The 13895-nt window shown below is 58.1% G+C and carries 13 protein-coding genes; 6 read left to right on the plus strand and 7 right to left on the minus strand.

Annotated features, from left to right (window positions below; all coding sequences use genetic code 11):
* Positions 1–41: 41 nt before the first annotated feature.
* From ACOSDR_RS05445 to ACOSDR_RS05465, 5 genes are all read right to left on the minus strand, one after another.
* Positions 42–1565: a DegQ family serine endoprotease gene (locus ACOSDR_RS05445; protein WP_420723190.1), complete on the minus strand. Its 1524-nt coding sequence runs from the start codon at positions 1563–1565 to the stop codon at positions 42–44.
* Positions 1566–1750: 185 nt separating this feature from the next.
* A complete protein-coding gene (locus tag ACOSDR_RS05450; protein ID WP_420723189.1) occupies positions 1751–2968 on the minus strand; it encodes a multidrug effflux MFS transporter in 1218 nt (405 codons plus the stop codon).
* A 2-nt stretch (positions 2969–2970) separates the two neighbouring features.
* Positions 2971–4164 (minus strand): multidrug effflux MFS transporter, encoded by a 1194-nt coding sequence (locus ACOSDR_RS05455; RefSeq protein WP_420730619.1) that lies wholly within the window; start codon positions 4162–4164, stop codon positions 2971–2973.
* Positions 4165–4211: 47 nt separating this feature from the next.
* A complete protein-coding gene (locus tag ACOSDR_RS05460) occupies positions 4212–4895 on the minus strand; it encodes a M48 family metallopeptidase (protein WP_420730620.1) in 684 nt (227 codons plus the stop codon).
* Between the two features lie 139 nt (positions 4896–5034).
* Positions 5035–5307 (minus strand): hypothetical protein, encoded by a 273-nt coding sequence (locus ACOSDR_RS05465; protein WP_420723186.1) that lies wholly within the window; start codon positions 5305–5307, stop codon positions 5035–5037.
* Positions 5308–5507: 200 nt separating this feature from the next.
* Here ACOSDR_RS05465 and ACOSDR_RS05470 point away from each other — a divergent pair, with 200 nt between their 5' ends.
* The 3 genes from ACOSDR_RS05470 to ACOSDR_RS05480 all read left to right on the plus strand — a co-directional run bounded on the left by ACOSDR_RS05470 (position 5508) and on the right by ACOSDR_RS05480 (position 9204).
* Positions 5508–5900 carry a hypothetical protein gene (locus tag ACOSDR_RS05470; protein WP_420730621.1) on the plus strand — a complete coding sequence of 131 codons (393 nt, stop codon included), beginning with the start codon at positions 5508–5510 and terminating at the stop codon, positions 5898–5900.
* Between the two features lie 151 nt (positions 5901–6051).
* Positions 6052–6774, plus strand: coding sequence for an acetoacetyl-CoA reductase (phbB, locus tag ACOSDR_RS05475; protein WP_420723184.1), 723 nt, complete (start codon positions 6052–6054; stop codon positions 6772–6774).
* A 618-nt stretch (positions 6775–7392) separates the two neighbouring features.
* The gene (locus ACOSDR_RS05480; RefSeq protein ID WP_420723183.1) at positions 7393–9204 is read left to right on the plus strand and encodes a pentapeptide repeat-containing protein; all 1812 of its coding nucleotides are present in this window, start codon (positions 7393–7395) and stop codon (positions 9202–9204) included.
* Between the two features lie 132 nt (positions 9205–9336).
* Here ACOSDR_RS05480 and ACOSDR_RS05485 read toward each other — a convergent pair whose 3' ends face one another.
* Both ACOSDR_RS05485 and ACOSDR_RS05490 read right to left on the minus strand, forming a co-directional pair.
* Positions 9337–10506 (minus strand): benzoate/H(+) symporter BenE family transporter, encoded by a 1170-nt coding sequence (locus ACOSDR_RS05485; protein ID WP_420730622.1) that lies wholly within the window; start codon positions 10504–10506, stop codon positions 9337–9339.
* A gap of 4 nt (positions 10507–10510) precedes the next feature.
* On the minus strand, positions 10511–11203 hold the full coding sequence (locus ACOSDR_RS05490; protein WP_420730623.1) for a DUF938 domain-containing protein: 693 nt from the start codon (positions 11201–11203) through the stop codon (positions 10511–10513).
* A gap of 109 nt (positions 11204–11312) precedes the next feature.
* On the opposite strand from ACOSDR_RS05490, the gene fdxA reads away from it, so the two are divergent.
* From fdxA to ACOSDR_RS05505, 3 genes are all read left to right on the plus strand, one after another.
* Entirely contained in the window at positions 11313–11651 is a 339-nt protein-coding gene (gene fdxA / locus ACOSDR_RS05495; RefSeq protein WP_420723180.1) for a ferredoxin FdxA, read from the plus strand.
* 535 nt (positions 11652–12186) lie between these two features.
* Positions 12187–12690, plus strand: a complete 504-nt coding sequence (locus tag ACOSDR_RS05500) for a CarD family transcriptional regulator (RefSeq protein WP_420723179.1) — start codon at positions 12187–12189, stop codon at positions 12688–12690.
* A 202-nt stretch (positions 12691–12892) separates the two neighbouring features.
* Positions 12893–13696: a hypothetical protein gene (locus ACOSDR_RS05505; protein WP_420723178.1), complete on the plus strand. Its 804-nt coding sequence runs from the start codon at positions 12893–12895 to the stop codon at positions 13694–13696.
* The last annotated feature ends 199 nt before the right edge of the window (positions 13697–13895 follow it).

The raw sequence follows: 13895 nt of genomic DNA on the forward strand, positions 1-13895 counted from the left end.
ATGGCGAGCGCCGGACAGGAGAGACCTTGATGCGCAGCCTCTTATCGGGCGAAGCGCACCGCGACAAAGATCTTACGATCCCCGCGCAACACTTTCAGCAGGACCGAAGACCGGCCTGAATCCAGGGCTGATTGAACTTCGGTTTCGACATCTTTCGGGGTCGATACCGCGTTCTGATTCACTTCCAGAACCACATCCCCGACGCGCAGGTCTTTTTCTTCGGCATCTGATCCACTGGCGACGCCGGCGATGACAACACCACCTTCCGTGGATTGAATTCCGTATTCCTGGGCGATTTCATCGGTCAGACCGGCGATTTCCAGGCCCAGAGAGTCCAGCTTGCTGATCGTTCCAGCGCCTTTTTCGGGCATGCCATTATCGGACAGGGCAGCCAGATCAATCTTTTCGCGCTGGCCCAGAATCGGGGACAGGGTTATTGTCTTGCCGTCGCGCCAGACTTCGACATCGACTTCTTCGTCAACCGGTGCATTGGCGACCAGACGCAGCAATTCGCGGGTATCGTCCACTTTCTTGCCGCCAAACTTGACCACAACGTCACCGGCCTTGAAACCAGCCGCCAAAGCGGGGCCGCCATCATGAACGGTGGAGATCAAGGCGCCATGGGGTTCCTCCAAATTCAGGGAGTCGGCGATATCTTTCGTCACTTCCTGAATGGAAACACCCAACCAGCCGCGTCGGGTCGATCCGTATTTCAGGATCTGATCGGCGACATTCATGGCCTGGTTGGATGGGATGGAAAACCCGATCCCGATAGACCCGCCGGTTTGTGAAAAGATCGCGGTGTTGATGCCGATCACCTGGCCATCCATGTTGAACAGCGGACCGCCGGAATTCCCGCGGTTGATGGAGGCATCGGTCTGGATATAGTCGTCATAAGGGCCGCTTTGAATATTGCGACCACGGGCGGAAATGATGCCAGCCGTGACGGTCCCGCCCAGCCCCAGCGGGTTCCCGATGGCAACAACCCAATCGCCAACGCGCATTGTGTCAGAATCACCCCACGGCACTTCCGGCAGGGTTTTTCCATCCAGATCAATCTTCAAAACAGCGACATCGGTGGACGGGTCGGAACCAACGATCTCGGCGACATATTCATGGTCGTCCTGCAGGATGACTTTGACTGAATCTGCGCCTTCGATAACGTGATTGTTGGTGATCACGATGCCTTTGGTGCCATCGATCACGAAGCCAGAGCCCAGGCTTTGCGCCTTGCGTGGGCTTTGATTTTCACCGCCACGGCCAAAGCGTTCCATGAATTGTTCGGGGAAGGGGCCATCCCGCTTGACTTCCTGTTCCGAGGAAATGTTCACCACGGCGGGCAAAAGTTTTTCAGCCAGGTCCGCAAAACTTTCCGGGGCACCCCGGGCAAAGCTGGGATGGGCGGCGAGCAGCATTGCCAGGCCCAAAGTTGCCGCCAGCATCATATTCAGGAATCGCAGCCGAATGGCAGTGTTTGGATCATGCGACAGGGGCTCGGCCACAGCCTGGCTCTGATCCGGGACTTGGCGGTCCCTCAGGGTATTTGGATTTCTTAGGTGGGTCATGTCGTCCTCACATATTTTGCGCCGGAAGCTGACGCGCGCTTTTGCGCTTAGACTATCATGCATGGCGGGTGGTGCACCCGGTTTCATGATCGTTGCGCATGAATTTACTTCAATCCAAGTGGTATCCCCATGTCCTTGCGTCAACGCGAGTCAAGCACGCGCGCTCAGAATGCCACGGTATTGCCTCATTCCAGATCCGGTTTTCGCCACAAGAACGGGCGCAGAAGGATCAGGTAACACATAAAAGTGAAGAATCCTGCCCCAGCGATACCGAAAGCCATGGGCAAGGGCGTAACACCCCCCGCCAGGCTGAAACCCTGCCCGACGGCGATCCCCAACAAGGCGGCGATGCTGTATTGCATGGTGCCGAACAAGGCCGATGCTGTGCCCGCCATGCGGGGATAGGGACCAACCGCGCCCGCTTGAGCATGGGGCAGAATAATCCCCATACCAATCATATATAAAACCATGGGGATCAGCACGGTGGCGACGGTTTCGATGCCGATCAGTATTGGCATTACCATGGCAAGGCCGAACACAATGTTCAGCACAGCGCCCCAGCCCACCGTTCGTACACCGCCGGGCAGGCGCGATGCGATCTGTGCGCCCAGGATGTAACCCGCCACACCAGCGGCGAAACAGAACCCGAAACCCTGAACAGATACACCCAACACCTGGATGAAGACAAAGCTGGACCCGGAGATAAAGGCGAAGGCCCCGGCATAGCTGCCACTGGCAGTCAGGGCATATCCCATATAATTCGGGTCGCGCAGCAAGGTGCCCATATTGCGCATGATCTGGCGCGGCGACAGGGCGGTTGAATCCAGTGTGGCATTGGTTTCCTGCAAGACGAACAGGGCCCCGAACAGGGCAATCCCGCCAGCACAGGTCAGCACGATAAAACAGGCCTGCCAGCCGAAAAGATTGGTCAGAAAGCCCCCCAGAACGGGCCCGATCATGGGGGCCAGTCCCATCGCGGCCGCGATTTTGGCCAGCACTTTGGCCGCCCCTTGTGCGCCATGCACATCGCGCACGATGGCGCGCGCAATGACCCCGCCGCTACAGCCGCCCAGTGCCTGAACAAAGCGTGCGGCGATCAACCATTCGATGGTGGGGGCCAGAATACAGGCCAGCGAGGCCAGGGTGTAAAGCCCCATCCCGGCGGCAACGACGGTGCGTCTGCCAAATCGATCCGACAAGGGGCCATAGATCAATTGCGACACAGCAAAGGCCCCCAGATAGACCGACAGGGTCAACTGGACCGTCGCGGCAGAGGCCCCGAAATATCCCTGTAACCCCGGCAGGGCGGGCAGATACAGGTCAGTCGAAATTGGACCTGTCGCGACCATCAGCACCAGCAATGTGGTAATCACCACGCCGCGGGGATCGGGTCGTGTGATCATCCTCAGGCCTCCCCGTCGGGGGGAATGGTGTTTGCCAGGATCAGATATTGGACCAGGGCCAGAACCGCGACCGACAGAATGACCACAGACAACAGCACGGCAGTACCATCATACAGCGGCTGCACGATCAGGCTGGTCATCGCCGCACAGAAAAATTGAAAGAACCCCAAAACGGCGGATGCGCTGCCTGCCACCCTTGGAAATGGGCGCAGGGCTTCAGCCATGCTGCCTGGAATGACCATGCCAAATCCGATCGTGTACAGGCTCATCGGGGCAATCACATTCACCAGACTCAACGTGCCCGATAGCAGCAGCAACAGGCTGGCACCGACCAGCAGGAAGCCGCAGCCAATGAAGACGACACGTCGAGATCCCAGGCGCGGCACCAATCGCCCCGACAGGAAACTGCCGCTGGCATAGCCTGCGACGGTAAACAGCATCATGGCCCCGAAAGCGTCTTCCCGCAGGCCCAATTCCCCAATGAACAGAAACGGCGCTTCGGTGAAATAGGCAAAGAAGCCGGCAAAGGCCAGGCCGGAGACCAGCACATTTCCCATGAAATAGGGGCTGGTCAGCAGATGCGCATAAATCTTAATCAGTCGCACAGGTTTGATGGCATCGGGATTTTTGTGGATCAGGGATTCTGTCAGGCGGAAGGCGCACACGATCAACAGGATCAGGCTGAGGGCGGCCAGCAGATAGAAGCTGGCGCGCCATCCGATATGGGTCTGGATCTGGCCCCCCAGGATGGGCGCAATGGCAGGCACCACGGCCAGCGCCGTGCCCAGAACGGAAAAGGCGGCTGCGGCTGCTTTGCCTGAAAAGGCGTCGCGCACCACGGCGCGCCCGACCACCGGCCCGACACAGGCAACAAACCCCTGAAAGAAGCGCCCGACCTGAAGCATTTCAATGCTGGTGGCAAAGGCGCAGGACAGGCTGATTACCATATATAGCGACAGTCCGACCAGCAGGACCGGTCGCCGCCCGAAACGATCTGACAGCGGACCAAAAAGCAATTGACCGAAGGAAAATCCCAGAAAGAACAGGGTAAGCGTGACCTGGGTGTCGCTGGGCAGGACCCCGAATTCCGCCCGGATGGCGGGCAGGGAGGGCACATACAAGGCCATGGAGGCGACCCCCATCGCAACCAAAGAGGTCACCAGCACCAGAAACCCTGGTGCGATACGCGATGCCATTTCAGGCTCCTTTTGGTTTGGGTCTCCCGGCAGGACAGATGTGCCGATCAACCGATGCGGTGCAGCCGCGTCCCGTGAATTCCAAGCCAGTCCCGGGCGCGGTCACACTGTGGGTAAAGTTGAGTGACCGTTTTCCAGAATGCGGTGGAATGGTTCATGTGAACCAGATGCGCGACTTCATGGGCTACGACGTAATCCAAGATATCCGGCGGGGCAAGGATCAGACGCCAACTGAACGACAAATCCCCATTCGCCGCACAGGATCCCCAACGGGTTCGCTGGTCCCGGATCGTGATCCGGTTGGGCTTCCGGCCCAGTTCTGCGGCCAATTGTCCGGCCAGCGGCTTGATCGTCGCCTTGGCTTGCTTCTTACAGAAATCGGTTACCCGGCGGCTCAGATGCTCTGCCCCGCCCGACACAATCACCCGGTCCCCGTCGATGGAAACTGTTCCCCGCGCATCGGGCCGGTGATCGATCTTCAGGTCCTGACCGCGAAACGGGAAAATCACATCGGGGGCGAAGGTAACCTTTTCCGGCAGTGTTTCCATCCGTTTGCGGGTCCAGCCTGCATTGCGATTCAGAAAGGACAGGCCCTCTGCCTCTGTCACGCCGGGCGGCAGAGTTAAGACAGGCAGACCCAACTTGCCATCAACTTGCAACTTCAGGCGTCGGGCGCGGGGATGTCGGCGCAGCACCACATCCGTTTCCTGCCCGTTCAAGGGCACGGTCACGCGGGTTTCCGTGGGAGTCGGCGCTGTCTTGCGGCGCGGTTGGGTAAGGCTGCGGAAAAAGTTCATAGCCTGAAATTAGCGCGACTCGTCCGCGTCGGGAAGCTTTTCCGAATGGGGGCGGAAACGAACCGGGATATGTTTACCGGTTGATCAGGCGGTGCCGGGGCATGACCGCTGTCATGCGCGTGAACAGGGCGACCCCCATCGCCAATGTGCCGCGCATCGGGCGGGCCACGCTGGTCAGCATCGGGGCATAACGGGCGGCGTCCGCCTCGATCTCGCCAAAGGCATCATCCATCCAATGGGCAACCTGTTGGATTTCACCCTCGATGGAGGCGAAGGCGGCGGCGACATCGTCACCAACAGTATCCAACATATCCTGTCCGTCGTAAGTCTGGGCGTCGATCATCATGACTCTGACCTTCCTGTGCGATGACGGAATGCCACCGTAGCCTGTCTAGCTATCAGGCTTCTGTTACGGATTTTGGACGATTTCCTGACGTTTCGCTTACGCCCCCTGTATCCTGCGCGATGCTTTTCTGATCCGGTCAACCGGCGTAGGTTGCGCAATGAGTTCAAGAAACGCAGTTCTGGCAATGAAGGATGGACCCCATGGCGGATGTGACCCTGGATGTATGGCAATTTGTTCGCCTGATGGTGGGCATGGAAGAAACCCTGTCTTCCCACGGCGGCGGGCGTGGATCGGCGCTGAAAACCCTGTATGACAAATGGGAAGATGTCTGGGTTGATCTGGATGCCAAACTGGTGGATCTGGGTAAATCCGACATGGACGCCTTTGCCAATCTGATGATGGAGCAGGAGGTGGTGCTGGAAGATGTCAGCGCCGGAGAGCGCGCGCTGATGGTGCAGGAATTGGAAAAAGTATTGCGCCAGATCAAGGCGCGGTTGGCGAAAACCGACGATCCTGGCGATGTCGAGGATTTAAGCTTTGAGCGCGACGAGCTAACGCTGGTGATCCGCAGCCTGTCGAAACAAAAGGGTTAGGGCCCGAACCGGAGTGTCGCATTCTAAAACAGACTGTGCCACAGTGGACACAGGCCCCAAGCGGCCCCAAATGGGTTAAGGGATACATCTGGCAGAAATGCTCCGTCGCAACGACGATGGACAGGTCACAATAACAGGGAGGCATATCAAGATGAGCAGAGTGGCATTGGTAACGGGCGGAACGCGCGGCATTGGCGCGTCGATCTCCACAGGATTGAAAGACGCTGGCTATACCGTTGCGGCGGCCTATGCCGGCAATGATGAAAAGGCCAATGCCTTCAAGGCGGAAACCGGCATTGCGGTGTATAAATTCGACGTATCTGATTTTGACGCGGTGCAGGCGGCGGTAAAACAGATCGAGGCGGATCTGGGCCCCATCGAAATTCTGGTCAACAATGCCGGGATCACCCGCGATGGCACCATGCACCGTATGAATGCGGAACAATGGCAGGCGGTGCTGGATACCAATCTGGGCTCCTGCTTCAACTGTTGCCGCGCGGTCATTGACGGCATGCGCGAACGCAAATTCGGCCGCATCGTCAATATCGGCTCCGTCAATGGTCAGGCCGGGCAATATGGCCAGGTCAACTATGCTGCCGCCAAATCGGGCATCCATGGCTTCACCAAGGCATTGGCCCAGGAAGGCGCCCGCGTCGGCATCACCGTCAACGCCATTGCCCCTGGCTATATCGACACCGACATGGTCCGCGCCGTGCCCGCCGACGTGCTGGATAAAATCGTCGCGAAAATCCCCGTTGGCCGCCTCGGCCAGGCCTCCGAAATCGCGCGCGGCGTAAAATTCCTGGTCTCTGACGAGGGCGGTTTCATCACCGGCTCCACCCTTTCGATCAATGGCGGCCAGCATATGTACTGACGTATCCGCAAAGGACGCAGAGCGGCCTGGCACACCCAACCCCAAAGCGCCCCACTCTTATCCTGAGGAGGCGCGTTAGCGCCGTCTCGAAGGAGGGGCTGTAAGCGCAGTGCTTCTAGCGGGCTCCCCCTTCGAGACGCTCCGCTCCTCAGGGTGAGCGCGCGTTTGTATCTGCCCCATCGTCACCCCGGACCCTGATCCGGGGTCCAGGGCGGCAGGCAACAGTGGAACGGGCTGCCCTGGATACCCGCCTTCGCGGGTAAGACGAGACAGGGATTGTCTTCGCGTCCTCCGCGTTCCCTTTTTTCAAGATTAATCGCAAAGAGCGCAGAGGAGGCGCAAAGGACGCAGAGCGGCCTGGCACACCCAACCCCAAACCGCCCCATTCTCATCCTGAGGAGGCGCGTAGCGCCGTCTCGAAGGAGGGGCTGTAAGCACGGTGCTTCCCCCTTCGAGACGCTCCGCTCCTCAGGGTGAGCGCGCGTTTGTATCTGCCCCATCGTCACCCCGGACCCTGATACGGGGTCCAGGGCGACAGGCAACATTGGATAGAGTTGTTGTTTCCCTTTTTCCTCTCCCTATGGTCTTATTTGATAAGACTAATATTTGGGGGTGGGGATGGAAGAAACAGCACTGACGCTGACCTGGGATCAGGTGACGGGGATTGCCCTGAATATAGGGCTGTTCTTCTGCATCTTTCTGGTCTTGGCTTTAGTATCTTATACCAAGGCATTTTGCGCGCTTCGCGATATAGTGCTTGAGAAATTGGGTGTTGAAAAAGCACCAAAGGCGCTGAGTGTCCCGGCCCTGTTATTTTGGACCGTTCTATTTTTGATTCTATTGTTCAGCCTGATCACTGTCATTTTTAATGTGATCTCCAACCCAGTTCCATTGTCAGAGGATGCAATAACTGAGCAACGCTGGTTATTGGTGCGAATGACGGCGCTGGTCGCGACTTTAGGCGCGGTGGTGGCACTACCTTTCACCTTGATCAAAACCCGACAGAGCGAACGCCAGACAAAGGCGACGGAAGAAGGCCTGATCACCGACCGCATCAATAATGCGGTTGAGGGTCTGGGGGCGGAAAAGAAGATCGACCGCATCGGACGGACTGTGATGCGTCCAAAGCCAGGGGGCGGCGAAGAAATCACGATTGAATGGAAGGACAAGCCTATCGACGGGGCTGTCCCCGTCGCAGGCGGGAAATGGGAAGTCTTCTCCGAAACCCGCCCCAATCTGGAAGTCCGCATCGGCGCGATCCTGGCGCTGGAACGATTGGCCCGCAACAATCTCGATATCCATGTCCAGATCATGGAAATCCTCTGCGCCTATATCCGCGAAAATGCACCGGCTAGTGGCGCGAAGAATGTTGCTACTGTAGAAATTTATACAGATGAGAAAAATGGGCCGCTGCGAGAAGATTGGAAGGACAGATTAGAAGCCTTCCACGCGCAACTTCGTAGGGATATTGCGGGTTTGAAACCGCGGGAGGACATACAGGTCGTCCTGACTGTCCTTGGTCGCCGCAATGCCCAAGGACGCTTGCAAGAGGCGCGACACAACAATCCTGTTCTTACGGCAGAATTTATTTTTGATGGACCAGGCTTTGAGTCGCTGCCACGCCTTAAGAATGGCTTGATTGATCAAGCTGAATTAGAAGATTGGAAAGCCAAGCGCGAAAATTATCAAGGGTATCGCCTGGACTTGCGATACACCGATTTGCAAGGGGCAAATTTAAGTAACCTCAATCTTAACGGTGCGTTAATGGAAGGTGTATTTTTGCAAGGGTCAAATCTCAGCAAAACGCAATTGCAGGGCGCCAACCTTGGGAACTCCTTTTTTCATGGTGCATCCCTAGCCGAGGCGCAGCTGCAAGGCGTCATTTTTTCAAACGCAAATTTACAAGGAGTGAATCTTGCAAAGGCGCAGTTGCAGTGCGCAAATCTTAGCGGTGCTCAGCTGCAGTCGGCCTATCTCAGAGGCGCTCAGGCGGAATGTGTTAGCTTTACTTTAGCAGGGTTGCAGCATGCAAATCTTGTAGATGTACAATTCAGAGGCGCGCGTCTCATTCTTGTGCATATGCAGGACGCTGATCTCAGCAAAGCGCAGTTACAGGGTGCGTTTCTTATAACTGCGATGCTACGTGGCGTGAGGCTTATTAAAACACAGTTTGACCAAGCCACTGAAATGACGGATGTGGATTGGGCAATGGCAACTGTCAAGGGCGTGGATTTTTCGACCTTACCTCAAATCAGGATTCATCTGAATGATATGTTTGGCGATTCTAGCATACGCTTGCCAGAAGGACTGAATTCCCCAGTTCATTGGCCTAAATTCGACCTTGATTGGCCCGATTTTCATGAAGAATGGGAAAAATGGAAGGCGAACCCGGATACATACGTGCCGCCCGACCAGCCATCCTGGACGTGATCCGGAGACCAGGGCGGTAGGTGAATTTGGTGCCTGTGGCCCTGGATACCCGCCTTCGCGGGTGAGACGTACAGAGATTGTCTTTGCGCCCTCTGCGCCTCCTCCGCGCCCTCTGCGGTAAATCTTCCGGCGTCAGTCCCGCATCTTCTTCGCCAGACTATCCAGCCCTAGTGCCAGCAATCCCAGGACCAGGCCCCAGAAGGCGCTGCCGATGCCGAATAGGGTGAGGCCCGAGGCGGTGGCGGTCAGGGTCAGGACGGCGGGGAAGCGGGTGGCGTCGGGGGCGAGGGCGGCGCTCATGCTGCCCATCAGGGGGCCGATCAGGGCCAGGCCTGCGACGGTGACGATGACGCCGGTGGGGAGTGCCGCAAAGCCCGCTACGACGGACACCCCAACGCCGGCCAGGATCAGATAGCCAAGCCCATAGAAAATGCCGCTGATCCAGCGCTTGTTCGGGTCTGGATGGGTGTCTGGCCCGGTACACAGGCTGGCGGTGATCGCTGCCAGGGTCGTGGTATGGGCGCCAAAGGGGGCGGTCAGCAGGGAGGCAAGGCCCGTTACCGCCAGGGCGGACCGCGTGGGGGGTTCATAGCCTGCCGCCCGCAGCACGGCAAAGCCCGGCAGGTTCTGGGATGCCATGGACACCAGAAACAGCGGCAGGCCCAGCCCGATCAGGGCGGCCGGGTCAAAGACGGGGGTGATCAGCTCCAGGCTGGTCAATTCAATCCCGCCGGTCATCGGGGCGATCTTGCCCAGAATGGCGGCCCAGGCGATGCCAGCCCCCAGCACGGCGATCACCGCCCAGGTGGCGCTGACCATCCGAACGATCAGGAAGACCGCGACCAGGGGCAGCACCAACAGCGGGTCTTTCGCGGCCTGATCAAAGACCGCGATGGAAAAGCCGATCAGCACACCTGCCAGCATCGCAGAGGCAAGGGCGCTGGGGATTTTGGCGATCAGGGTTGCCAGCGGCTTCACGGCGGCACTCAGCAGGATCAGGGCGGCGGCAAACAGGAAGGCCCCGACCGCGACCTCAATGGAATAGGTTGGCACCCCGCCAATGGCGGTGGCGGCGATCAGCGCGGCACCGGGCGTCGACCAGGCGGTGACGATGGGCATGCGGTGCAGGACCGACAGGGTGGTGCTGGTGACAAACATCGCCAGACACAGCGCGCTGATCCAGGAGGCACTTTGCGCCGGAGTCGCGCCGACGGCTTGCACCCCTGCCAGCACGATGGCGACGCTGCCGCCAAAGCCGACCAAGACCGCGACCAGGGCATTGCTGAACAGGGAAAGCCGCATGGTCCTAGTCCTTCCGGAAGATGACGATCAGATTGTTGGCGGGCATGGTTTCTATTCTATGCAGGGACAGGCCATTGCACTGGGCCAGGGGCGCAACCTCCCCCTCCAGATCGCGCACGCCCCAGCTTGGATCGCGCGATTGCAGGGAGGCATCGAAACCTGCATTGCTGGGCGCGGTATGCTGCCCATTGCGGCGATAGGGGCCATACAGGGTCAGTGTCCCATTCCGGGGCAGCAGCCGACCCGCGCCGGAAAACAGACCTTCCGCCGCGGCCCAGGGGGCAATGTGGATCATATTGGCACAAAATATCGCCTCAATAGGGCCGGCCTGTCCCGGTTGGGTCCATTGGGGGGTCCAGTCAGCCTGCGACACATCGATGCGCTGGGCGGGCGCGATACAGCCGGGCTGGCCACTGTCAGCCATCGCCGCCTTCGCATGGGCGTCGATGCCGGGCAGGTTTTCCGCATCCCAATCGCTGGGATACCAGATAAAGCCGCCCTTGGCCGCTTTCGCCAGAGCGGGTGCGCAATGGGCGGCATGCTCCCCGGTGCCCGATGCGATCTCCAGAATCTGGAGAGCGCTGCCGAATGCCTGGGGCAGAATGGCCAGGATGGCGTCGCGATTGCGCAGGGTGGCGGGCGCATGGCGACGGGGATCGGCGTCACTTTCAGTCGATTTGGGGGGTGTTTGTGCCATGGACCTTACGAAATCAGTTGCGAAGACAGGGTGAAGTCTAATATCAGACAGGGGTCTCGCGGGGCAAGGCTCCGCACCAAGGCCGTATCATGGAATGAGAGGGACCGAAATGACCTATGTCGTCACCGAAGATTGCATCAAATGCAAACACATGGACTGCGTGGAAGTCTGTCCTGTGGACTGCTTCTATGAAGGCGAGAACATGCTGGTCATCCATCCCGATGAATGCATCGATTGCGGCGTCTGTGAACCGGAATGCCCCGCCGAAGCGATCCTGCCCGATACCGAGTCCGAAGCGGATAAGTGGTTGGAGCTGAACAAGACCTATTCCGAACAATGGCCGGTGATTACCCAAAAGGGTGTTGCCCCGGCGGATGCCGAGGAATGGCAGGGCGTGCCCGATAAGTTCAAGAATTACTTCTCCTCCGAGCCGGGCGAAGGCAGCTGAGACTGGGCCTGTGGCTCAGGCAATTGACCCTGCCCAACCCTGATTAAGGACTGTTAGGATCGGCTTTTTAGCGTGCGGTGCACAAAAAAAGCGCGACATAACGTCATTAGGGACTCGGAACACCCTAATTTTTGTGCTATTATAGAGATAGATATGGAGAGTTTTCGGTCCAATCTCTCAACGGTCCCTGTGTAAATCACAGAGAGGAAAGATGGGCTGAATGGTTGCTGGTCTGGCAACTCTTTCCGACAAATGTGCGGCCAGTTGTCTGAAATCATACGGTTTCGGCGGTGGTTTTTTCGGTCTGTATTTTTAGTCTTCGACCCTGAGTCAGCCCATCGGATCCAGGGGAAATGACTGAAGTGGTAGGCGGACGATCATGAACGGATGGGTGCTGGCAGTCCCGCCGGCATCCTAATGGAAAGATCGGGCAGAGACGTGATATCGACGGAGTCCGTGGGGACGGGTGCCAAATCAGACCACCCCCGACGGACGACCGGTGCGACACACGATGGATGGGTACAAGGAACCAAAAATGTCACAGAAAAGTGCGTATACCAAAGGTGATTTCGTTGTGTATCCGACCCACGGGGTTGGCAAGGTGCTGGGCGTCGAAGATCAGGAGATCGCCGGCCAGAAAATCGAATTGATCATCATTGAATTTGACAAGGACCGCATGACCTTGCGGGTGCCGGTTGCGAAGGCGGATATGTCCGGCCTGCGCAAATTGTCGTCGCCTGACATGATGAAGGCCGCGCTGAAAACCCTGAAGGGCAAAAGCCGGGTTCGCCGTACCATGTGGTCCCGCCGGGCCCAGGAATATGAAGCAAAAATCAATTCCGGCGATCCGGTCGCGATTGCAGAGGTCGTGCGCGACCTGTTCCGCAACGCAAACCAGCCGGACCAGTCCTATAGCGAACGCCAATTGTATCAGGCGGCGCTGGACCGTCTGGCCCGTGAATTCGCCGCAGTTGAAGAGCTGGGCGAAGAAGAAGCGGCGCTGAAGCTGGAAGAAATGATGGAAAAAGCCGCCGCGTAAATTCGGCAGTTTTTGGCACATGCCAAGGCAACGTGTTGTTGGCTGTGCAAAAGAAGATAAAGGCCCGTTCCCGATCTGGGGGCGGGCCTGAATTTTCTGTCCCCCCCGGTTTCGGAATGATAGGCTGCGCCTGCGTTGTCTGTGCCATGGTCGGGTACGACAGGGCAGGTGCCGTCCTGATAACAACATCCTCAGCTGATCCATGAGCCAATCCGAGCGATTTACCGTGTTGCGCGCCACTGACAGGGTCTGGGCGATTGGCGCAATTCATGGCGATTCAAATAAACTGATGGCGCTGCATGACACCATCGCCGAAGACATCCGCTTTGGTGATCGCGTCGTGTATCTGGGCAATTACTGGGGCTATGGCACCGATGGTCCGGGTGTGCTGGAGGAATTGCTGCGGTTTCGCAATTGGTTCCTGTCTTTCGATCCCTTCCGGCATGTCGACGATCTGGTCTATCTGCGGGGCGCGCAGGAGGAAATGTGGTGGAAGCTGATGCAACTGCAATTCGCCCCAAATCCTGCCGAAGTCCTGACTTGGATGCTTCAGCGCGGCATGGGGTCGATGATGCAGGCCCTGGGCTTTAACCCGGAAGAAGGTGCGCTTCAGGCGAAAGAAGGGACTTTGGCCCTGACTTACTGGACCAATCGACTGCGCCAGGCGGCGCGCGCCTTGCCTGGTCATGATGCATTGCAGAACGCCTTGAAGCGTGCGGCCTATACGGATGATGGGGCGCTGTTGTTTGTCCATGCGGGGCTGGATATCGACAAGCCCCTGGCCCGACAGGCGGATTCCTTCTGGTGGGCGGCCCGCAGCTTTGCTGAAATTAATCGACCCTATCGAGGATTCCAGCGCATCGTGCGGGGTTATGATCCCGATGCCAGCGGCATTGTTGAGGGGGAGTATACAATCTCTGTCGACAGCGGGGCCGGGCGCGGCGGCCGTCTTGCCGCTGTTCGTCTGGCGGTGACCGGAGAGATTGAACAGCGGGTGGAAATCTAAAGCATCCTGCGCAGCATGAGCTGAATACAAACATAAGCATCATGCGCAGCATGAGCTTGAAGAGTAAAAAAGCACCCTGCGCAGCATTATGCTGTTACACGACAGTGCCTCCGAATTCCGGGATCACGGGATCGTGTCCATGGATTGTGAAGGGTCCATGCTACCGTTGCACCGCAACATGATCCAATCGGGCTGCTGT

Origin of the sequence: Hwanghaeella sp. 1Z406, assembly GCF_048892425.1 — a bacterium.
GTDB lineage: Bacteria > Pseudomonadota > Alphaproteobacteria > UBA8366 > Aestuariispiraceae > Pacificispira.

Bases quoted from the DNA above. Each gene is read 5' to 3' on its own strand.
- phbB (WP_420723184.1), top strand. From the start codon at position 6,052: ATGAGCAGAGTGGCATTGGTAACGGGCGGAACGCGCGGCATTGGCGCG.
- ACOSDR_RS05500 (WP_420723179.1), top strand. From the start codon at position 12,187: ATGTCACAGAAAAGTGCGTATACCAAAGGTGATTTCGTTGTGTATCCG.
- ACOSDR_RS05490 (WP_420730623.1), bottom strand. From the start codon at position 11,203: ATGGCACAAACACCCCCCAAATCGACTGAAAGTGACGCCGATCCCCGT.
- ACOSDR_RS05450 (WP_420723189.1), bottom strand. From the start codon at position 2,968: ATGATCACACGACCCGATCCCCGCGGCGTGGTGATTACCACATTGCTG.
- ACOSDR_RS05455 (WP_420730619.1), bottom strand. From the start codon at position 4,164: ATGGCATCGCGTATCGCACCAGGGTTTCTGGTGCTGGTGACCTCTTTG.
- ACOSDR_RS05470 (WP_420730621.1), top strand. From the start codon at position 5,508: ATGGCGGATGTGACCCTGGATGTATGGCAATTTGTTCGCCTGATGGTG.
- ACOSDR_RS05465 (WP_420723186.1), bottom strand. From the start codon at position 5,307: ATGATGATCGACGCCCAGACTTACGACGGACAGGATATGTTGGATACT.
- ACOSDR_RS05445 (WP_420723190.1), bottom strand. From the start codon at position 1,565: ATGACCCACCTAAGAAATCCAAATACCCTGAGGGACCGCCAAGTCCCG.
- fdxA (WP_420723180.1), top strand. From the start codon at position 11,313: ATGACCTATGTCGTCACCGAAGATTGCATCAAATGCAAACACATGGAC.
- ACOSDR_RS05505 (WP_420723178.1), top strand. From the start codon at position 12,893: ATGAGCCAATCCGAGCGATTTACCGTGTTGCGCGCCACTGACAGGGTC.
- ACOSDR_RS05485 (WP_420730622.1), bottom strand. From the start codon at position 10,506: ATGCGGCTTTCCCTGTTCAGCAATGCCCTGGTCGCGGTCTTGGTCGGC.
- ACOSDR_RS05480 (WP_420723183.1), top strand. From the start codon at position 7,393: ATGGAAGAAACAGCACTGACGCTGACCTGGGATCAGGTGACGGGGATT.